The sequence below is a fragment of the Paraburkholderia sp. BL10I2N1 genome (genome assembly GCF_004361815.1).
Taxonomy (GTDB): Bacteria; Pseudomonadota; Gammaproteobacteria; order Burkholderiales; family Burkholderiaceae; genus Paraburkholderia.
This window is the reverse complement of record NZ_SNWA01000003.1, coordinates 335,732-356,774: the sequence shown is the minus strand read 5'-3', so window position 1 is coordinate 356,774 and position 21,043 is coordinate 335,732. Positions and strand designations below refer to the sequence as shown.

Genomic DNA, 21,043 nt, shown 5'->3' with positions numbered 1-21,043 from the left:
TCGATCATAGACGCCAATTCTCAAGAGTACCGCATCCGCTGGACCTCGAAAGGTCCGTCGTCGACAAGGGCCTGGCTCTCACTGATGAGACGCCACAGTCGGAAGTTTCCGGCTGCTCCTGTTTTACCGACCATATAAACGCGGCCGTACGTAACGTGGCGGGCCCCCGCCTTGGCCTTGTCATACTGCTGCAGCTGTGGGCCTTTCACTTCACTCAGTGCCACCCCGCCTCCTTCAGTACGCTCGGCAACGCCGACGACGAAATCTGGGAAGAAGCCAACACCTTCAGCCCAGCCGTATAAAGCGACCGAGAAGGGCTTTTTAACAGGGTTGCGGTGCCACCACAGCACTTGCTCCGAAGTGTCGAGCAGATCAGCAAATTGCCGCTCCTGAGGGCTCAGGTCGTCCGGGAAGATGCCGTAGACGTTCCGGACGGCTGGCTCCAGCGGCACCGTCGAGGAGACCGATACCGGCAAGTGTACGGTAGCTGTGCCAACTTGTTCGGCCCTCAGCCGCTTGTGAGCGTCGCGGATGAGTTTGTCGTTGCGAACAAGCACCAGTTCCAGTTGCTGGGTCAACTCCTCTTCATCCTCGGGCGGGTTATGTCCTTCGTTAAGCAAAATCTCGCGGAATCGCTCCTGCAGCGCCTTGAGCAGTTCACGCCGGTCGACATCCTCGAACTGGAAAGCAATCTGGCGGGCTCTCTGGGCTATGGCCGCTGGTGAGACTGTTGCCCAGACGTCCTTGTCCTCGGGCGTGGCGCCTGCCGTGAATACATCAGTCATGCGCTCCTTAACCTTGGAACGCACTTTCAAGCGGTCACCGAGCACACGGGCAAAGTCGATGTGCTGCGCAAGGCGTCGCTCGAAGTCTTCAGGCAAAGCGGGAAGCTTTTCGGTCAAGAACGACTGCGGTGCTGAATGCTTAAGCCCATAGCTGAATCCGGGCGACTGGGCTTCTAGCTGGAAGGCTTGCGCCAAGGACGATGTTTGCGCATATCCGTGAACCAACCCGGGATGAAGCGGGTCAACAGGAGTCTCGTGACCCTCGGTAAGGGAGGTGCCGGGTGAGGTGGCCAGTACGTCGAACAATGCCGCCTGCTCCCTGTAAACGGGCGCCATATATTGAGCTGGCGCTCCTTCTTCTAAGGGCGACGCCGCAGGGCCGGAGGTCGAAGAGCCCCCGGGATCGGCGGCATGCGCAGGCGTATCCGAGACCGGCCGATCTGGAAGAAGCGAGAACGATTTTCCCGGCTTGACAACCTGCACACTCGACTGACCGCCCATGATAGTCACGACAGTGGCAGGCGAAGCAGCCGCTAGCTGTCCGGGCAGCTGGTTGATTTGTGCAGCAGCGCTGAGCAACCCTTCCTGCGCCTCACCATTAGCGAGATATACATAGCCATAATGCAGCAGTGGCGGAAGCTCGTCGATCCTGCCTTGAAGGAGCCGGTGAACTCGCATGATGCGCCCGACCACCTGGATACCGAAACTAGCGTCGCGTGCACCGCGAAGCGCGGCGAGGGTGAAGGCGCGAGGCGCGTCGAAACCCGTTGCGATAGCCATCTTGAAAAGGATGACCTCAACCTGCGGGTCATCTGCCAGCGCGGACAGGTTTGGATCCGGTTCGTCCGAAGTGTGACTACGCACGGCGGTTTCAGGGAAGCGCAGTGTGCTGACTAGGTAGCGCTTAGCCCTTTCAAGCATCTCACCGCCGTTGGGCACCTGAACCAACATCAAGGGAACCAGCCCAGCTCCAGCCTCAGCCAAGGACTTCTTGATAAGCCGGTGCATTGCGGCGGCCTCGGACATCGCCACTTCTTCGAAGGCCAGCAACTGGGCATCGTCCTGGTTTTGCGCGATGAACCGGGCGGCTTTCACGCTCTTCTTGAGCAGCTGCGCTTCGACGCCCTCTGCACGAGTCACCGAAGCCCATTCCTCCGGGCCACCGATGCGATAGCCCGTCTGCTGGGCGAACTTCGCTGCGTCGGCGTCTCGTGGTGTCGCTGTCATGAGCAACACGTAGTCTGGTGCCAGCACATCGGCGAAGAAGCGCGCGGCTTCCGTGGCACGAACAAACCCGTGGTGAGCCTCATCGACGACCACACCGACGCGGAAGCCGGCGTCCCGTGCCTGGACAATCAAGTCATCGACGGCCAAACCGACGTCGCCAGTCTGTCGAACCACCCGAGATTCACGCGATCGGGCTGCTACCGTCTGCCAGCTAAGTACGAAGACGGCGCCAGGCGTTAGCTTCCCGACGTCACGGTCGGCGTCAATATCCAGTTGCACAAGGCTCGGAGCCTGTCGCCTGAGGGAACCCTTAGCCTGGGAGAGAACGCCGGTAAAAGGCGCGAACCAGAACCAAAGTACACGGTCCATCGGCGAGACCTTCGCCATGTACTCGCAGGCCATCAACGTCTTGCCAATGCCGGTAGGCGCCTGCAACAGCACGCAAGCACCGTCGTGGCGAAGCCGGGTGAGTTCCGCCATGTCAGGGCTCGGACCCAAGGCCTCATAGCTCGCTTTTAACACCATGAACCGGTCGACCATAACATTGACATGCCTGTCCTGGAACGGCATCGGAATGGTTCGACTCATGATGGTTCTCCCTCAAGCTGAGCAACTGACTGTTCTTCCCGGGCCTCCGTTTCAGCAGACTCAGACTCTCGGCCCTGTGCGTTGCCCTGCCTGAAGGCGCGCTGCAAATCCTGCGGGACGGCTACATAGCTGGCGCTGGCATCGACCCCGATAAGAGTTTCCTGCACTGCCTGTACAGCCCAACTGAGCACCACGGCAGGGCCTTTGTGCTGTTCCAGAACGGCGCGAAGTGCAAACAGGGTTGAGGGCCTGGTATTGGAGCAATATGCAACGAGGTGGTTGTCCTTGCGGGACGTGGAGAGCCCCGATTGCACGACGCTGCATGGGTGCCCGCAGGCTTGAAGTGCGAAGGTCCACACCATCGCGTCCGAGAGCTGTTCCTCCAGGCGATGCATGGGCACGGGAACGGCCTTGACGTAGGCAAACGCCCCCCCGAGCGGCTCAACCGGGCCGCTCTTTTCCGAGGTGTAGCCCTCGATTACTTTGCGCAGACGCACGGCGCAGACGTCGCGACACAGGTTCTTGTCCGGGTTCTCGATCGTCGCCTCGCGGCTGGACACCATCACGAACCGCCTTTGGCCGCCATCTGCCTTGTTCATCCGCAGCAGCGCATGGGCTGTCGTACCGGAGCCTGCGAAGAAATCCAGCACGAGCGCATCTTTGTCGGGCGCGCAAATTTCCAGGACGCGCTCCATGAGCCGGGTGGGCTTTGGCGTGTCAAAGGCCGTCTGCGTACTAAAGATGTCCTGTATTTCCTTGCGTGCTTCATCGGTGTGCCCTACTTCTTCGTGAGGCCACCATGTCCACGGGACAAGTCCCTCGACGTCGGAGAGATATCGCACCATACGGGGAACACCTGTTCCATCCTTGCCAAAGGTTATTCTGCCTTTTGCCTTGAGCTTGAGGTATTCCGACTCGATAGTTGACCAACAGCGCCCCTCTGGCGGATAGTGGACCTTACCATTCGGTGCTTCAATGGGGTACATCTGGTTTGGTCGATAACCTTGGGCAGTCATCGAGATTGACTGCCAGCGCTTCGTCGGGTCGGTTTCGTTCGGGTTTTCGGGATTCTTGTAGACCTTCGCCTTTTCTTCGGACAACGGAATGCGGCCACGACGCTGCTTGAACTTGTCGGGGTTCGGGGAGTAGACCAGGAGGTATTCGTGGCTGTCGCCGATGGCGCTTCGATTTTCACGGCTGTAGCGCTTTTGCCAGATGCAGTTTGCCACGAAGCTGCGCTCGCCGAATACCTGGTTCATAAGCAGTCCAAGGTTGAACAGTTCGTTGTCGTCGATGCTGACGACGATGGCTCCATCTTCCCTCAGCAGAGCCCTGGCCAGTGCCAAGCGTTGATAGATGAACTCGAGCCAGGTGCTATGCCGGTAGCGGTCTCTGGAGTCGAAGAAACTGTCGTTATAGACGAAATCCTTGTTTCCGGTGTTGTACGGAACATCAATGTAAATGAGGTGGAACTGCCCTCCATGGGTGGTCGCCAGATGCCTCAAGGCGTCGTAGTTGTCGCCTTCGATGACCAGATTTTCCCACGGGCCATTGCCGCAGGAGTGATCCGCAACAAGCTCGAATCCAACAAAGTCCCGGTTCAGCGCCTTATCTGGGTCGATGGCCCGGCGCTCCCAGTGCAGCCCGTAGTGGGCCTGTGAGTCGCGCCGCTTGAGCACCTCGATGAGTTGCTCTTTGGTCAAGGCGGAGTAGTCGATGCCGCTCAAGCTTTCCTCGGCTTTCTAGTTTTGGAGACGCCTACTGCGTCTGGGTTGATGCCGTGCAGTTCACAGTAGTCGCTGATGAGCTTCTCGACGAAGTTTGTCTGAGAACGCTGGTCATTCCGGGCAGCCATTTCAAGGCAGCGCTTGTGCCTGAGAGTCAGGCGAAAGCTAACCGGGGTTCGTTTATCGATCGCGTCCATGGTTTCGACAAGAATACTCTTCAAAGCCGTACAGCATAACGCATTACACCGCCGGGACGATAGCGAATTCAGGACGATTGTCACAGGCGTGGATAGCGACGCATGTGGCATGGATCACGCAAATCAGAGAAAACCCCCACGCGGTCATGCCGGAAAACGTGAGAAAACCGAGGGTGGGACGATGGGGACCTCACGACGATGTTTGCTCTCGCTAGCGCGGTCGGCGCCCTTCGCGAGATCTGCCGCCCTTTTCTTGGTTATCACGCGCCTTGCTTGAGCCAAATCTTCCTCATTCGGCTCTTGGCGAGTCGTGCTACGACGACCACTAACGCCAGAGCGGCCGGTCGTTTAAAGCATACCTGTATTTACAATAGGAGCGACGTTGGCCAATTACTGCCGTTCGACCAGCGCACCGCGACGCCATTCGAACGGCGGGTGCTCTACGGAATCTGCCGTTGCTCGATGCGGGCATCAGCCCAGAGCGGGATTGCCTCTCTCTCAAGAAATCAGAGTACGTTTCGTCCAGAATCTGCTGCATGTATTCGAGATGTTCGACACTCATGGCGGTCCAGCAGTGATGCGCGCGGTCTTCGCCGGCGATCACAGCCCTTACCTTCAAGTCGACCAGGATGCGATGCTTCATATACGGCTCGCTCGGCCAAAGCGACTCCCACACGCCCACCACGTATCGATGAAATACCGCTGTCATCTGAGCAACGCCGCGACTTTGGCCGCAACGGGTTTGGCACTGTCGTGATCCACATAGAAGGCGACCGAGCCGCCCGTGATGTCGTGCGACCGAATATGAAAGGGCTCGTCCCGGTTTCGCCCCGACTGCGGGACGCCCCTCTCCGGCTGCCTGAATTCCAGTGCATTGAACCTGATTGGATATACCAAGAAATCCGGCCCTGTCTGCACAACGAGTTGAATGCGATCCAATCTGATTCCGCCGAGATCGTCATCAACGATCCGATTCAGTACTACGTCGAGGACGGCAGTAAGGTCGGGTTGCTGCGGCTGCGACGGCTCACCGTGGATAAGGTGAACAACGGCGCGGACGGAAGATGAATTCCCCGCGAGCACTATCCGATAGCGTGCAAAGCGCGGCTCGCGGCTTGCCGCAGGGTCGATGATGTCTTTAAAGGAGCCTTTATAGACCATGCGTGACCTCCGGAGTGCGCGCCGAACCCAATGTACGGCGCACGACCCACGATACGGACACCTACGCAAAGTCAAGCGGGAGCGGATGTGTGCTGTCTCGCCGAGGCGTGAGTGGCCCTCTCGTCACCCTCACTGCAACAACGGCCGATTCGGCAACCGGCGCAGTGGGGAAAAGGCGAAAAATTGCTTCGATGCCTCCGCCAACGCCGGTGGCAGGTGGTATCGTCCATTACGCCGTGCTCCTGCGAGAGGTAGACATGCTGACGACGATCCGCTCGTTATCCTAGCGGTCGCCGTGTGGCCGTACTTTGCGGTCGCCGATCCTTACCTCTACCGGGAATCACCCGAACATGCGCGAGCAACCAAAATCAGGAAACAGGGGGAGGCGGCTTGCCAGAAGGATCGCTGCAGCAGGCCATCTGAAGAATCTCAGCAAGGCGTCACGTCGTGACTCTGCAACGACAAGTAACGATTGCGAGGCGAACCAAGATCAAGGCACTACCGTCGTTCAACCTAACGACGTCCCAGCTAGGCCGAGCGCTCGATAGACCCGGGCGCGGGATCCGGTTGCCAAAGCGTCTGACGCAAACGTGTAGCGGTCCTATGACTGGAAAGGCCCAGCAGTCCGCTCACCTGTTCGTTGCTCTTTCCTTCGCTCAGATGCCTCCGGCCGTATGTATTTCGCAGCAGTCGCGGACTTTCGTCTGCCGCCGCGGTGCCCACAGACCGCAGTGCCGCACGCACACACGATCCGAGCGTGTCCGCTTTCATCGGCTTCCCGCCTGCGGTTGCGACAAATAACCAGTTGGTGGGACACGGTATTTCCACGCGCGCACCGTGATACGTTCGCATCACGTCGACTGCAAAAAGGTCAACGGGCACCCGGCGAGCGATGCGCGGCCCGTGTTTTTTCACAATAACACTCACGCGAGCGCTGGTTACGTCGAGATCATCGACAGTCAGTTGCTGAAGTTCCGCTGCCGCGACGCCCGAACCGAGAAATAGGGCGACGATGGCCGTGTTGCGCAGATCCTTGAATGATTCGAATTGCCGGACACCACAGACGGTCTGGACACGCACGTCGTCGTCTCCCGAAAGGTAGACAGGTGTCGGCTCGTCCTCTGGCCAGCGCTCACTGGTGAGGAGTTGCGCAGCAGGGTTGTTGGTGCGAATCTCCTGCGCGACCAGATGCCGCGAGAGCCGATCGATCAATTTGAGATATCGCAGGCGTGTAGTAGTGCCGGGTTGGCAGTTGTACTCCAGATCCGAAAAGAAACCATCGATCTGGTCCGCACCGAACGTGGCCAACGTCGTTCGATGCGCAGTCAGATACTCGTTGAATCGGGAGAACATCGAACAGTGCTGGACGATTGACTGCTCAGCGAACGCACGGCGATCGGCGCCCGTGGCCTCGGCCCGTTGCCAAAGAAGGTATGCAGTTTCCGGGTTCGCTATCCAGAGTTCTTGGCTCATAAAAGTAGATATACTGAAGTGTGCGATTCCCATTCTAGTGGCGAAGCTAACGCTTCGCCAACCAGTCTGCAGAGAGGAGGGGCATCGCCTGACGGACGCCAACTTCATTGCGTCAAGAAACGCGCCAAGGCCACTTAGAACTTGCCCCACGACGCTCGCGATGACCGTGCCCTGAAGATACCAGGCGTCGATGTCGATCGTCTTTTTCATCGCGATCACGGACAGTTCGGCCTGCGTGCGCTTCGCATCCCGCACCGGGAACTTCTGAACGTCATGGACCGGTACGAAGGCGACTCTTCCACGCAGCCGTATCGATAGTCTCCGGTGTCCACGAAGACGAGCTCGAACTATTCAACCTCGAATCCTACAGCGACCTCGTCGGCGCCGGGGTTAGTGAGGACGAAGACCTGAGGGTGTTCGAGACCGCATGGAAGGGCGGTGACGTAACTGGCTGGACCACTCATAGAGCGCATTAAAGATGTCAACGTTGCGACAATAAAAACGTCTATTCGCTGAACCGCGGCGCCCGGATCGCCGCTGGGTATGGGTTTGTCGGACGCGAATTAAAGATGTCACTTCGGACGAAGAGCGCGAGGACACGTCACTCCCCTCGTTTCGAGATGCGAACTGACCTATGCTGCGAAAGGCAGCAACCGGCCACAAAGCGACGTTCACATGCGCCATCGGTCGGACGTTCACGCGTCGGCTCCGCTCCGTAACCGGCCACCCGATCATCAAATGCGAATGCTCCTTCATCGGCCATACCTGCCGTTCGCGGCACCGTGATATTGGCCCTGCCGCAATGACTGCTTCCGAACAAATCGAACTAGTGCTCTCGACCCCTTCGGCCGCTCGGATGAGATTGGTGAGCGTCCGTTTGCGGGCCGGCATCACCCGATCACCCATAACGTTGAACTGCGGCTCCCCGCCCTTTGGGGGGCCGCCCAAAAGCGCTGCCTAATGAATCGACGTCCTATGGCCCATCGAGGGGTGCTTTACCGCCCCCGCGCGATGCGATGCACATCCGCGTAGCCACATAAGAATTTCCCTGCACCGCAGTGCTGGCTGTTACGAAGCGGTAGGTTTGATGTTCTGGTTTTGACAAAAGAAATTGTGCGGATCGTAACGCGACTTGATCGCCACCAGCCGCTCCCAGTTGGGGCCATAGGCTGCACCGACCCGCTCGGTTTCATCCTGCGTCATGAAATTTACATACACGCTGCCCAGCGCAAAGGCCGCAGTTGATTCGAAGAATGCTCGAGCCCATGCGATGCATCGCTCGTCGTCGCTCGCATCGCGCCAGCGTCCGTGCACGTTCATGACAAATTTTGCGTCGCGGTTCGCGTAGGCAGTGGCATCGGTCGCGATACGCGTGGTCTCGCCAGCGATATGGCCGAAAAATATCTCGCATTCGGGCGACGGCAACTTGCCAATCGCATCGATCAGGTGGTCCAGCAGCCCGTCCGGCAGTTCAGCCAGATTGTGCGATTTCCAGTAATTGCGTGCGCCGGAGGTCAACAGCGGATCGAACGCTTTTTGCCACGCCGCATACGGCATTGGGCCAACATGCTCGCCCAGCGCGGTGCCGAAGTGCCGGATTTCATCGACCGCACGCGGCCCATTTTCGACCTCGCCGGTGTAGCAGATTGCAAAGACGATGACCGGCTTGCCGTGTATCTCCGGTGGCAGGAAAGGCAGAGGCGGCGCGAGCCGCAACACGCTCCAGACAGTCAGTTCCTCCGGCATGGCCCCCGCTGCTGCGTGATATTTCGTCAATGCGGTTTTTGCCTGCTCGAACGGCAGTACCACGAGCCCGCCAAAAACTTCTGGCCCGACCGGATGCAACTCGAACTCGAACATCGTGACGATGCCAAAATTGCCGCCACCGCCGCGAATTGCCCAAAACAGGTCTTCGTGCTCGTCGGCGCTCGCGTGCAGCAACTCCCCGTCAGCGGTAATGACGTCCGCCGAGATAAGATTGTCGACTGACAGTCCGTATTTGCGGCTGAGCCAGCCGAAGCCGCCACCTAGCGTCAAGCCCGACACCCCTGTGGTTGAATTGATGCCAAGCGGTGTCGCCAGGCCGAATGCCTGCGCCTCGTGATCGAAATCAGCTAATGTGTTGCCGGGTTCGACATAGGCGCGGCGTGCGGCGGGATCGATGCGCACCGATTTCATCTGCGACAGATCGATCACCAGACCGTCGTCGCAGATCGCAGTGCCTGCGATGTTGTGGCCGCCGCCACGTACCGCGAGCAGCAGATTGTTATCGCGCGCAAACGCCACTGCGCGACGAATGTCCGCGACTCCGGCACAAAAGACAATTAGCGCGGGGCGGCGGTCGATCATGCCGTTCCAGATACGCCGCGCTTCGTCGAATGCGGGATTGCCAGGCTGCAACACTTGTCCGCGAATTGCACCCGTCAGTTCCTCAACTGCCTTACTCGAGACATTGGCCACGACATCCCTCCGTCTGGGAACGAACCGACTCCAAGCGATGATTAAGTATGAAAAAATACATTTGAAAGCTTTTGCTTCCACGTAGTAAACGAGGTTGTTGTCTGAACACAAATGAACGTAAACCCTGCCTTTGGGAACGATATGGCAATGGCGCCATATGCAATGTTCGTTGCTATTACTTAATCGATCCCGCCGTACGCGCCCGCCATGCCCGGCGCCTAATCAAGCAATCATTGGAATGGGCGCGAAGGCGCATGGACAAGTAGCATTACCTCGCCGATCATAGTCTTGGACGGTACACCAGAGATCTGGCAATGAGCGACGATCTGACGACATGGTTGGTGCAGATTGGCCTCGGTGAGCACGCTGCGAAGTTCGCCTTGCAAGGGATCGACTGGGATGTGCTCGGCGACCTTTCCGAGGGCGACTTGAAGGAGCTCGGCCTGACGCTCGGCGACCGCAAGCGGCTGGCGAAAGGGCTTGCGGCACTGACCGAAAGCTGCACGCGATCGCTCGAACGGGCGAAGGAACGAGGAGACGCACCGGCGCCGCCTGCGTCCGGAACCGTCGAGGCCGAGAGGCGGCAGCTTACCGTGATGTTCATCGATCTGATCGATTCGACAGCGCTCGCGGAACGATTCGATCCCGAGGACATGCGGCGCCTGCTAGGGATTTACCATCAAGTCTGTGCAAGCGCGATCGAAGCTCATGAAGGTCACATCGCGCTTTATATCGGTGACGGACTGCTCGTTTACTTTGGCTACCCGAGTGCGCACGAAGACGATGCCGTGCGCGCGGTACTCTCCGCTCTCGCCACCATTTCGGCGCTTCACGAGGCCAACGATCGCATCGAAGTTGAGCACGGCGTACGCCTGCAGGTGCGTATCGGGATCGAGACGGGACTTGTCGTCGCCGGCGCGATTGGCGCTGGATCTACGCGGGATCACCAGGCGATCGTCGGAGAGGCGGCAAACGTCGCCGCAAGGCTGCAGTCGCTCGCTCCGCCCGACGCGATCGTCGTGGGCCCGGCCACCAAACGCCTGATCGAAGGATCGTTCCTGCTCGAAGACCTCGGTTGGCAAGAACTGAAAGGGGTCTCCGGTCCGGTTCGGGTCCAACGCGTGCTGGCGCAAACGGATGCGGTCGACCGCTTCGAAATCAGGGCGGTCCACGGCGTGACACCGCTCATCGGCCGGGCCGCGGAACTCGACATGGTCCGGCAACGCTGGAAGCAAAGCGTCGACGGCGAAATGCGCTGCGTGCTGTTGATCGGTGAGCCGGGAATCGGAAAATCTCGCGTGTTGCGGGCATTCGGAGATAGCATCAGTGAAGACACCCATGCGGTCGTTTCGCTCCACTGTTCCGCGTACTACCACAACAGCCCTTTTTGGCCGGTACTACGCTGGCTACAGCGCGCCTTTGGCCTCGGTCCCTACGCGCCCGACGCTTCGGATCTGGAACGGCTGGAGGCCGAATTCGCAAGGCTCGGAGTAGATGTCGACGAGACGCTTCTCGTGCTTACGACCTTGCTCGGAATTCCGGCCGGCGCGCGCCATCCGGCAATCGATGCCTCATCGCCTTCCTTCAAACGCCGGACGCTGGACGTGCTCGTCGCCATCATCGAAAAGTCGACGCGCGTTCAGCCGGTGCTCGTGGTCGTCGAGGACGCTCACTGGATCGATCCGTCATCCCTCGAGTTCGTTCGGCTCGTCCTCGAGCGGCTGGTGGCCGCCCCGCTGCTGGTACTGCTCACGGCGCGGCCCGAGTTCGAACCGGGATGGACTTACCCCCATCTCGTACAGGTCAACCTCGATCGGCTCTCGCGCCGCGATTGCATCGCGATGATCGAACGGCTGACCGATGGAAAGCGGCTTCCGCGTCTCATACTCGATCAGATCGTCTCCAAAACGGACGGCGTGCCGCTTTTCGTCGAGGAGCTTACGAAGACCGTCCTTCAGGGCGATTTGTTGCAGGATGCCGGCATCAGCTACGAGTTGAAAGGAGCGCCGCAGACAATTGCGATTCCGGACACGCTGCAGGGCTCGCTGCTATCGCAGCTCGACCGGCTGGAGCCAACCGTCAAGGAAACCGCCCAGATTGCGGCCACAGTGGGGCGGGAGTTCGGCCGGAGGTTGCTTGGCCTGATTGCGTCCAGGTCAGAGAACGAACTGCAGGAAACGCTCGACAGCCTGATTACAGCCGAAATCATCGTTCCTGCTTCGGGTACGCCCGCGGAGGGAGACGCGTATCTGTTTCGGCACGCGCTGATCCAGGAGATCGCGTACCAATCCCTGCTGCTTGCGCGCCGCCGTCAATACCATGCGCTGATCGCCACTGCTCTAGAGGACCATTTTCCGGAAGTCGCGGAGCGGCAACCCGAACTGATCGCCCAGAACTTCACTGCGGCCGACCTGCCGGATCGTGCAATCGGCTACTGGCAGCGTGCCGGAGAACGGGCGCTTTCGGGCGCGGCCTACGAGGAGGCTATCGCTCATACGCAGCGTGGGCTTGAACTGATGAACCGATGTTCTTACAGTGATCAGGATCGGGCCGCCCACCTGGTGCCTCTGCTGCTGACAAGAGGCGGAGCGGAGCTCAGGTTGGGCCGCCGCGAGGCGATAGCGACCTACCGGCAGGCGGCGCACATTGCCCGCGAGCAAGCGCTCCCGTCGTTTCTTGTGCAGGCGGCGTTGGGGTTCGACACTGCCGAGACGTTCCTCGAAGGCTCCGGCAAAGCATCGCTTTCCTTGCTCGAGGAGGCGCTCGCCTTGATCGGCACCGACGAGTCGGTCGAGCGCTGTCGCCTGTTGAGTCGCCTGGTCCGCACCGCTCACATGACCGGTGCACGTGGACAAGCTGACGAACTGGTTTTGGAGGCTGTCGCTCTGGCGAGACGCCTGAACGACTTGCCGAGCCTGTTCGACGCATTGGTGTGCGACATGATGCATATCGGAGCTCGCCCTTTGCCTGCGGACAAGTTTGCGGAGCGTGAAAGCGCGTTGCAGGAGTTGAGGCAGATTGCAGAAGCTCTCGGTGACGCACACACCATAGGTCACGCATGCGCTCGATGTCTCGCCGGTTACCTGGAGATCGGCGACGTGGAGCGCTTCGAGAGCGCGCTGGAAAGGTATCGGCAGATTGCCGCCAGTGGGCAGCACTTCGTCGACAAGTGGTGTGTGACGGGTGCGCAGGCGATGCGGGCCATACTCGTCGGGGACTTCGCCGTGGCGGAGCACAAGGCGCGAGAATCGTTGCAGATGGCGCAGACCGTCGACGCGACACTAGCATCGGGCGTCTATGGCATGCAGATGTTCACGATACGCCGCGAACAAGGTCGGCTCGCCGAAGTAGCGCCGCTCTTCAAGCGGTTCGTCGACGAGCATTCCGAGGACTCTACGTGGCGGCCCGGACTCATGCTGATCTGCAGCGATCTCGGCTTCGAAGCGCAGGCCCGCGACAGTCTCGATCGCCTTGCGGAATCGGAATCCAGCATTCCCGTGGACAGCAAGCGGCTTGTCACGTTGACGTATCTGGCGGAGGTTGCTGCACGGCTCCGGGACGTCGAGCATGCCAACCGGGTTTATGCCCTTCTCCTGCCGTTCCGGGATCAGGTCGTCACCGTTCCTGTTTTCACGCTGTGCTGCGGATCTGCGGCCCGGTATCTCGGCATGCTCGCCAATGCTCTGGGAGATTGGTCCGCCGCCGAAGAGCATTTCGAATACGCGCTGCGCATGGACGAGCGCTTGCGAGCGTGGCCCTGGCTTGCACATGGCCGGCACGAATTCGCGCTCATGCTGTCAGCGCGCAATCGCGTCGAAGACAGAGCACGAGCGCAAGACCTGCTCGCCACGGCGGCTGCAGCAGCCAAAGAACTGAAGATGTTCGCTCTCGTCGAACGCATCGGTGGCGCTCAGGCAAGCACAGGGCTCAGAAATTAGCAGACGACTATCGCGCGGTTCGAAGTGCAACGATGCAGCCGCTACTCAAGGAGAATCCCATGCCACGTTTTATGATTGAACGAAACTTCGCAGAACAGCTCGAGCTCACCGGCGAAAGTGCGGAAGCCGTGAAGCAGATCAACGACGAGGAGGGTGTCGAGTGGCTCTTTTCGTTTCTCAGCGCGGACAAGAAGAAGACTTATTGTCTGTATGAGGCGCCCAACGCCGAAGCCATCCGCGCCGCCGCACGCCGGGCGAACCTGCCGGCCGATGTGATCATCGAGGTGAGCGACTTACGGCCGGAAATGTTCAACTAGAGTACTGAGCAGAAGCTGCCGCTGAAGTGTCGCACGAACCGGTGACCGAAAAAGGTCGCGTGGAGGTGTTCGACTTTCTCCATTGCGGCCGTTCGCGACAACGTATCGCCACGCCCACACGAACGGCCGCTATGGCCGAAGTGCGGCAGCGGCCTGTGCGAAGACGGATGTCCGAAGCACTCCGGAAGCCGCCATTTATGTCCCGCCGGCCCGAAGGGCTGATGTGGGTCGCGTGCTGCCGCTCGTGGCACGCACGGGTCGATCGCACGACGATCGGCAAGGTACGGCCATCTCCAGCCGTTCGCCTGATACCGTGCGCTTTCCTCGGAAACCCAAGAGGAATCAGTTGCGCACACGGAATCGCGTTGTTCATCCTGTTCGGCACGCAACCGACCACGACCGATGACACCGGAAGTACGACGTAGTCGTGCGGGAAATGCCCCGAGATATACTTCCCGCATGGTACTCGACCCCCGCGACCTCGATAAAATCAGTGCCGTCACGTTGCAGCACTACGACGCGCACGCGGAAGATTTCCGCAGCGGCACGTACGACCACGACGTCACGCAGAACATCGCGGCGCTGCTGCACCATATCGAAGTCGAGCCGCCTCTTACGATCCTGGATTTCGGCTGCGGGCCGGGGCGAGATCTCAAGGCCTTCACTACACTCGGCCATTGCGCGGTCGGCCTCGATGGCGCCGAGCGCTTCGTTGCAATGGCGCGTGACGCGACTGGCTGCGACGTCTGGCAGCAGGATTTCCTGCATCTCGATTTGCCGGCCGCGCACTTTGACGGCATTTTCGCCAACGCCGCGCTGTTCCATGTCCCGAGTCAGGCGTTGCCGCGCGTGTTGCGGCAATTGCACGCGACACTGAAGCTCGGCGGCGTGCTGTTCAGCTCCAACCCGCGCGGCACGAATCAGGAAGGCTGGAGCCACGGCCGCTACGGCGTCTTCCATGATCTCGAAGCATGGCGCCGATATATGGCGGACGCGGGCTTCGTCGAAATTGAGCACTATTACCGGCCCGCCGGCTTGCCGCGTGAGCGGCAGCCGTGGCTAGCCAGCGTGTGGCGCAAGCCGGTTGCCTGAAACGCCAGGGGGCTGTCACCGTATGCCCGCGTTGGGCTTGGAAGATGCTTGCGTTCAAGCCGCTTTGATGCAGCGCAAAACAGCCGATTTTCAACAGTGTCCATCGCGCAGAGAAACGGCCAGTCGTGGATCTCGCACAATCGGCAGAAGCGGGGACGCCTGTCGTCGGCCGCGACAGGCAGAGTGCGTTTAGGGTTGGTCGATGCCTGCCATCGCCCGCAGGAATGTGAGTGCGCCACCGTGCGTCGCTGGCAGGCGTCGAACGAGCCTCGATGGAGGAAACCGCGGAGTGCTCCGATACGGTCGGAGTCCTGGATGCTATGGCGATTGATAGGCCGGAATGGCCAGCAATGTTGATGGATGCGTGGTGCGGTGGGATGCTGGATGCGCGCTGACGCAGTGATGAAGCGGTGCAGTGGCGCAGTTGTGGCGGCAAGGCGGACGTGCGAGGGACTGCGCGAGGCGACAGGCGCAGACGTCCGCTCGTGGGCCGCGTTGCCGCAAAGCCGACGGTCGGGTTGAAGGTGCAGGAAGCGTTACGCTCATGTCTCGCCTCGTGGCATGGGTGGTGCGCGAATGGGCGCCGTGCGTTCCAGTATCTCAATGACGATCATTGGCGCACCGCAGTGCCGGCAGACGAAGACCGGAGCGACGGCAACCTCCGGATCGGGCTGGATGGCGAGCTCGGGCATGACGTGCAGCAACTCGCGCACCTTGGCGAGGCTGGCGCGACGCACGGGGTTGGCGAGCAGGCCGTAGTGACGGATGCGATGGAAGCCGCTGGGCAGCACATGCAGCAGAAAGCGGCGCATGAACTCGCCGGCTTCGAGCGTCATGGTCTTGTAGCGGGTGCGTCCCGTTGCACGGTAGTCCTTCCAGCGGAAGGTGACGCCGCGTTCATCGAATGCGACCAGGCGCTGATTGGAGATCGCGACGCGGTGCGTATAGCGTGAGAGGTACTCGAGTACCGCTTGCGGTCCTGCAAAGGGACGCTTGGCGTAGACCACCCACTCGCAGGTGCGCAGCGGCGCAAGCCATCGCGCAAAGGCAGCCGCATTGGCAAGCCCCGTGTACTCGCCGAAGAACTGCAGCTGGCCGCGTCGATGTGCGTCTGCGAGTGCTTCGAGGAAGCGCCTGCGGAACAGGCGCGAGAGCACACGCACCGGCAGGAAGAAGCCGGGGCGGCAGGCGATCCACCGCTCACCATCGGGCGACAGGCCACCGCCGGGAACGATACCGTGCACGTGTGGATGATGCGTGAGCGCTGAGCCCCAGGTGTGCAGCACCAGGGTGGCGCCGATCTGTGCGCCCAGGTGTCGCGGATCTGCGGCGATGGTACGCAGGGTTTCGGCGGCGATGTCGAACAGGAGCCCGTAGATTACCGCCTTGTTGTACCAGGCGATCGCACTGATTGGCGCGGGCAACGTGAAGACCACGTGGTAATACTCGACGGGCAGCAGGTCGGCCTGGCGCGCCTCGAGCCAGCGGCGTGCGGCACTGGCCTGGCACTTCATGCAGTGCCGGTTGCGGCAGGAGTTGTACGCGACCTCAATGTGGTCGCAGCCGGAACAGCGCAGCACATGCCCACCCAGCGCCGCGGTGCGGCACTGTTCGATGGCTGACATGACCTTCAGCTGCCCCAGGCTCAGGTGTGCCGTTGCTCGCCACGCTGGCCCGTGACTGCGGAAGATGTCCGCAACCTCCAGCATGAGGCGCTACAGGGCGCGGGCTTACTCGGGGGGCAGGCGGTCCAGCGGACTGGTGACCTCGTGCAGCAGGTCGGTGGCCACCTGAACGTAGAGCGCGGTGTTCTCCAGCTTCGCGTGGCCGAGCAGCACCTGGATCACGCGGATGTCCACCTTCTGTTCGAGCAGGTGTGTCGCAAAACTGTGCCGCTTATATCGCTGGGTAGATAAGCGTCACTATGTACCCTTCCGGATTATGTCTTGTAGTCGCGTGATAGCGCGTATTCCCGGGCAAATGCGCAACGCCGGATAGAGATAATCTAGGCTCCTTCCACCCGCTCCCCAGGTCGGGGAAGGAGTTCGTCGTGAAGCACATCATTCATGATCAGGTCGTTCTCTCGCGAGAACCTGAAGGTCCACTCGCAGCCCATTTATCATCCTTTGCCAAGGCCATCAGCGCGCAGGGTTACAACGTATGGTCCCTGAAGCGGAAGGTCCGGATCGCCGCATGTTTCAGTCGATGGCTTAAACAGAGAGGTGTCGAAGTACGGGACATCGGCTTCGATCACGCAACACGATATTTACGCTATCGTGCCCTGCATTTCCAGCCTCGCAACGATGATCGGGCAGCGCTCAGACAGCTTATTGATTTTCTTCGTGGCGAAGGCGTGGTTCCGCCTGAGCAGATGGCAACAATTCGGATTTCGCCAGCTGAGGGGTGTGTACAGGAGTACGAGGAGTACTTGCGCAATATTCAAGCTCTCGCCAGAGCCACGATCATTCACTACGTGCCGTTCGCCCGCGAGTTTCTCAAACATCGTTTCGGCGACGGGAAGGTCATGCTATCGAAACTACGTGCGGCCGATGTCGTGCACTTTGTGCAGGTTCAGGCGCCACGACTGCATTTAAAACAGGCGAAGCTTATGACCACTGCCCTGCGATCCTTTCTGCGCTATTTGCGCTATCGCGGCGACATTACGCTGGACCTCGCTGCCGCCGTTCCCGTGGTCGCCAACTGGTCGATGCCGTCAATTCCCCGGGGAATCTCAGCAGACCAGACACGGAAGTTGCTGGCTAGCATCGATCGACGGACTGCAGTCGGTCGTCGCGACTACGCGATCCTGCTGTTGCTCGCGCGACTGGGGTTGCGCTCCAGTGAGGTGGTCTTCCTCGAGCTCGATGATATCGACTGGGACGCAGGTCAACTGAGCGTGCGCACCAAGGGTGGACAACGCATCGAGCTACCCTTACCCACGGACGTCGGCAAAGCCATCGCCGCCTACTTGCAACATGGGCGGCCGAAGAGCGCCAGTCGCCGCGTATTTTTACGTGCACGCGCGCACATCACCGGCTTTCGTGGGCCAAGTGGTCTCGGCTGCGTCGTTCGGCGTGCACTTAAGCGCGCCGGCATCGACGCGCCCACAACGGGTGCCCATCAGTTCCGCCACGGACTGGCTACCCAGATGCTGAACCATGGAGCTTCGCTCAGCGAGATTGGCGAGGTGTTGGGTCATCGTCACCCACAGAGCACGATGATCTACACTCGGGTCGACATCAAAGCGTTGCGTGAACTCGCGTTGCCCTGGCCCGGAGGTGTACGATGAACGCGCTTCGGCAGGCTGTTCAGGATTACCTCGATCTGAGGCGTAGCCTGGGATTCAAATTGAGGGAGGAGAGCACGGCGCTACCAGATTTCGTCGCGTTCATGGAAGAGCATCGAGCTTCTTACATTACGCAGACGTTGGCGCTCGCCTGGGCTCGGCAACCCGCAAATGTCCAGCCCGACCGCTGGGCGCAACGAATGAGCTGGTTGCGTGGGTTCGCGCGATATCGCAGTGCTACCGATCCCCGCACGGAAATACCAGCACCGGGATTATTGCCATTTCGACCGAAGCGGGCTCGACCGTACCTATACTCGGCCGCCGAGATCCGTAGCCTGCTACAGGCGGCGCTGCAGATGCCATACCACTATGAACGGGGTGCACTGCTGCCATGGACCTATCATTGCCTGTTCGGGCTGTTGAGCGTGACGGGCATGCGCCTGGGTGAAGTGCGCAATCTCGAGCTTCAGGATGTGGATCTGACGGAGGCGATATTGACGATCCGAGGCGCGAAGCTCGGAAAGACCAGACTCATTCCTTTGCATGCCTCCACATGCAAGGTGCTCGCGGACTACATCACGCGGCGTGAGCATCACTGGGCGGGTCGACCGGTATCCCCCTATCTCTTTGTTTCCAGTTGGGGTAACAGGATGGATGTCGGTGAGATTCATCGCACTTTCTATTCATTGTCGCGACAGATTGGTTTGCGCGGGGCATCCGACAGTCGCGGGCCGCGTCTGCACGACATGAGACACGTTTTCGCGACGAACGCACTTGTGCGCTGGTACAAGTCTGGAGATGACCCGGAGCGCCGTCTGCCCATCCTGTCAGCCTACCTCGGCCATGCTCACGTCGCGGATACCCAGTGGTATCTGAACGGCTCGCCTGAACTGATGCGCGAGGCGATGCGCCGGCTCGAACAACTCTGGGAGGACCGGCCATGAATAAAGCTGCCACCTTTGCTCCGTTACTGGAGCGGTTCTTCACGCAGCGCCTGATGCAAGAGCGTCAGGCGAGTCCTCACACCATCGGTGCCTATCGCGATTCCTATCGTCAATTCCTTAAGTTCGTGCAGCAGCGCCTGCATAAGTCACCGTCGCAGCTAAACCTCGAAGACATCGATACTCCTCTGATCGTCGCGTTCCTGGACGAAATTGAGAAGAACCAGGGCGTTAGTGTTCGCACCAGAAATTTGCGCCTCGCGGCGATTCACTCCTTCTTTCGCTACGCCGCTTACGAAGCACCAGACCATGCCGCCCAGATCCAACGGGTGCTTGCCATCCCCAGCAAGCGCTTCACCCGTACGCTGATTCACTTTCTGACGCATCCAGAAGTCGACGCCTTGCTTGCCGCGCCTGATCAAGGCACGTGGTCTGGCCGGCGCGACCACGCCTTTCTATTGGTCGCGGTACAGACCGGTCTGCGCCTGTCGGAGATGACGGGACTCAATCGCGAGGATGTGGTGCTTGGCACCGGCGCACACGTGAGGGTAATCGGAAAGGGTCGGAAAGAGCGCTGTACACCCATCGCGAGATCCACCCGCGCCGTACTGAAAGCGTGGCTGCGAGAACCACAACGCGGCGATGGCGCAGTACTTTTTCCCAGCGAGCGGGGTGAACGCCTCAGTGTCCATGGTGTGCAGTACCTGCTAAACAAGCACAGCAAAACCGCGTGTGAAGTTTGCCCGTCATTGAAGCAGAAGCGGGTCACTGTCCACTGTTTGAGACACACCATGGCCATGGACCTTCTGCAATCAGGCGTTCGTCGCTCGGTCATCGCGTTGTGGCTCGGGCATGAATCGGTGGAAACCACGGAGATCTATGTCGAAGCGACCCTTGCGATGAAGGAACAGGCCCTTGGGAAAGCAACTCCGCGACGCGGCACGCCAGGACGCTTCAAGCCGACAGACGAACTCCTCGGCTTCCTGAACAGTCTTTAAACTCTCCAAATTATGTCGGGTGATCGCTTGAGCGATCTGCTTGACGACCCCGCAATCTTCGGTCGATCGTCGAAGTTCAATTGTGTCACCCGACATAATCCGGAAGGGTACATAGTGCCTCAAGGTATGCATGGATACGCGCTTGTCGATGTGTGCGGCCTCCGCAGCGGCATGGATGGCGCGGTTCAACTGTCGCGTGCTCAGCGGGTCGACGGGATCGAGCCCGGGAAAGAGCCACCCACCATCAAGCATCCTGCCCTGGGCCCGGGCTACGTGCCACCAGACGCGCAGGCGCTCGAGCAGCACCGGCGAGAGCATGGCGTAGCGGTCCCGACGGCCCTTGCCCTGCTCAATGCGCAGCGTCATACGTTGGCTGTCGATGTCGCCGACCTTCAGGGACACGACTTCGCTTGCGCGCAGTCCTGCGCCGTAGGCGACTGACAGGGCGGTCTGGTGCTTGAGATTGCCGGCCGCCTCGATGAGGCGACGCACTTCATCGGGACTGAGTACGACGGGCAGTGTGCGGGGCACGCGCACAGGGTGCATCCTGACCATCAGGTCGGGCCGGTCAAGCGTAACTTCGAAGAAGAACTTCAGGCCGGTGATGGCGTGGTTCAGTGACACGGGCGATGTGCCGTGATCGACGAGATGCAGCTGGTAGCGCCGCAGGTCCTCGACGGTGGCCGTGTCAGGGGAGTGCCCGAGAAACCGGGCAAATTCGCGCACGATGTGCAGATATGTGTCCTGCGTCTTCGGCGCAAGCTGGCGCATACGCATGTCGTCGATCATGCGCTGGCGCAGTGGACTGGCGTTTGCCTGTGGAGAGGTCATGATTGGGCTCCTGCTGGAGAAC

The 21,043-nt window shown here is 60.2% G+C and carries 12 protein-coding genes and 2 pseudogenes; 6 read left to right on the top strand and 8 right to left on the bottom strand.

Translation table 11 applies throughout. The annotated features are described in order from the left end of the window. Positions 1-20 precede the first annotated feature (20 nt). The 5 genes from B0G77_RS39565 to B0G77_RS39540 all read right to left on the bottom strand — a co-directional run bounded on the left by B0G77_RS39565 (position 21) and on the right by B0G77_RS39540 (position 9,618). On the bottom strand, positions 21-2,600 hold the full coding sequence (locus B0G77_RS39565) for a DEAD/DEAH box helicase family protein (RefSeq protein WP_133667302.1): 2,580 nt from the start codon (positions 2,598-2,600) through the stop codon (positions 21-23). Further along, a complete protein-coding gene (locus B0G77_RS39560; protein WP_208116590.1) occupies positions 2,597-4,327 on the bottom strand; it encodes a site-specific DNA-methyltransferase in 1,731 nt (576 codons plus the stop codon). The genes B0G77_RS39565 and B0G77_RS39560 overlap by 4 nt, the downstream gene beginning before the upstream one ends. Before the next feature lie 902 nt (positions 4,328-5,229). Continuing rightward, positions 5,230-5,685, bottom strand: a complete 456-nt coding sequence (locus tag B0G77_RS39550) for a hypothetical protein (RefSeq protein ID WP_133667300.1) — start codon at positions 5,683-5,685, stop codon at positions 5,230-5,232. A 528-nt stretch (positions 5,686-6,213) separates the two neighbouring features. Then, the gene (locus B0G77_RS39545; protein WP_243751475.1) at positions 6,214-7,038 is read right to left on the bottom strand and encodes a site-specific integrase; all 825 of its coding nucleotides are present in this window, start codon (positions 7,036-7,038) and stop codon (positions 6,214-6,216) included. 1,188 nt (positions 7,039-8,226) lie between these two features. Next, entirely contained in the window at positions 8,227-9,618 is a 1,392-nt protein-coding gene (locus tag B0G77_RS39540; RefSeq protein WP_133660752.1) for an FAD-binding oxidoreductase, read from the bottom strand. A 314-nt stretch (positions 9,619-9,932) separates the two neighbouring features. On the opposite strand from B0G77_RS39540, the gene B0G77_RS39535 reads away from it, so the two are divergent. From B0G77_RS39535 to B0G77_RS39525, 3 genes are all read left to right on the top strand, one after another. Then, positions 9,933-13,556, top strand: a complete 3,624-nt coding sequence (locus B0G77_RS39535; protein WP_133660753.1) for an adenylate/guanylate cyclase domain-containing protein — start codon at positions 9,933-9,935, stop codon at positions 13,554-13,556. A 32-nt stretch (positions 13,557-13,588) separates the two neighbouring features. Next, complete coding sequence (locus B0G77_RS39530; RefSeq protein ID WP_243750912.1) at positions 13,589-13,873, top strand: DUF4242 domain-containing protein; 285 nt, start codon at positions 13,589-13,591, stop codon at positions 13,871-13,873. 459 nt (positions 13,874-14,332) lie between these two features. Next, positions 14,333-14,965, top strand: coding sequence for a class I SAM-dependent methyltransferase (locus B0G77_RS39525; protein ID WP_133667298.1), 633 nt, complete (start codon positions 14,333-14,335; stop codon positions 14,963-14,965). Between the two features lie 542 nt (positions 14,966-15,507). On the opposite strand, the gene B0G77_RS39520 is transcribed toward B0G77_RS39525, so the two are convergent. Beyond that, positions 15,508-16,674: an IS91 family transposase gene (locus tag B0G77_RS39520; protein WP_133667297.1), complete on the bottom strand. Its 1,167-nt coding sequence runs from the start codon at positions 16,672-16,674 to the stop codon at positions 15,508-15,510. A gap of 21 nt (positions 16,675-16,695) precedes the next feature. Further along, positions 16,696-16,860 (bottom strand): annotated as a pseudogene (locus tag B0G77_RS39515) (tyrosine-type recombinase/integrase); the annotation flags it as partial. Positions 16,861-17,015: 155 nt separating this feature from the next. On the opposite strand from B0G77_RS39515, the gene B0G77_RS39510 reads away from it, so the two are divergent. The 3 genes and pseudogenes from B0G77_RS39510 to B0G77_RS39500 form a co-directional block, all read left to right on the top strand. Beyond that, on the top strand, positions 17,016-18,254 hold the full coding sequence (locus tag B0G77_RS39510) for a site-specific integrase (protein WP_133667296.1): 1,239 nt from the start codon (positions 17,016-17,018) through the stop codon (positions 18,252-18,254). After that, entirely contained in the window at positions 18,251-19,195 is a 945-nt protein-coding gene (locus B0G77_RS45655; RefSeq protein WP_133667295.1) for a tyrosine-type recombinase/integrase, read from the top strand. The genes B0G77_RS39510 and B0G77_RS45655 overlap by 4 nt, the downstream gene beginning before the upstream one ends. Then, positions 19,192-20,022, top strand: a pseudogene (locus tag B0G77_RS39500) (site-specific integrase); the annotation flags it as partial. The gene B0G77_RS45655 and the pseudogene B0G77_RS39500, both read left to right, overlap by 4 nt. Here B0G77_RS39500 and B0G77_RS39495 read toward each other — a convergent pair. Next, the gene (locus B0G77_RS39495; RefSeq protein ID WP_243751513.1) at positions 20,005-21,021 is read right to left on the bottom strand and encodes a site-specific integrase; all 1,017 of its coding nucleotides are present in this window, start codon (positions 21,019-21,021) and stop codon (positions 20,005-20,007) included. The pseudogene B0G77_RS39500 and the gene B0G77_RS39495 overlap by 18 nt on opposite strands. Between the last annotated feature and the right edge of the window lie 22 nt (positions 21,022-21,043).

Excerpts from the sequence above, each read along its gene's own strand:
- B0G77_RS39530 (WP_243750912.1), top strand. The coding sequence starts at position 13,589 with ATGCAGCCGCTACTCAAGGAGAATCCCATGCCACGTTTTATGATTGAA.
- B0G77_RS39550 (WP_133667300.1), bottom strand. The coding sequence starts at position 5,685 with ATGGTCTATAAAGGCTCCTTTAAAGACATCATCGACCCTGCGGCAAGC.
- B0G77_RS39565 (WP_133667302.1), bottom strand. The coding sequence starts at position 2,600 with ATGAGTCGAACCATTCCGATGCCGTTCCAGGACAGGCATGTCAATGTT.
- B0G77_RS39545 (WP_243751475.1), bottom strand. The coding sequence starts at position 7,038 with ATGTTCTCCCGATTCAACGAGTATCTGACTGCGCATCGAACGACGTTG.
- B0G77_RS45655 (WP_133667295.1), top strand. The coding sequence starts at position 18,251 with ATGAACGCGCTTCGGCAGGCTGTTCAGGATTACCTCGATCTGAGGCGT.
- B0G77_RS39520 (WP_133667297.1), bottom strand. The coding sequence starts at position 16,674 with ATGCTGGAGGTTGCGGACATCTTCCGCAGTCACGGGCCAGCGTGGCGA.
- B0G77_RS39525 (WP_133667298.1), top strand. The coding sequence starts at position 14,333 with ATGGTACTCGACCCCCGCGACCTCGATAAAATCAGTGCCGTCACGTTG.
- B0G77_RS39535 (WP_133660753.1), top strand. The coding sequence starts at position 9,933 with ATGAGCGACGATCTGACGACATGGTTGGTGCAGATTGGCCTCGGTGAG.
- B0G77_RS39495 (WP_243751513.1), bottom strand. The coding sequence starts at position 21,021 with ATGACCTCTCCACAGGCAAACGCCAGTCCACTGCGCCAGCGCATGATC.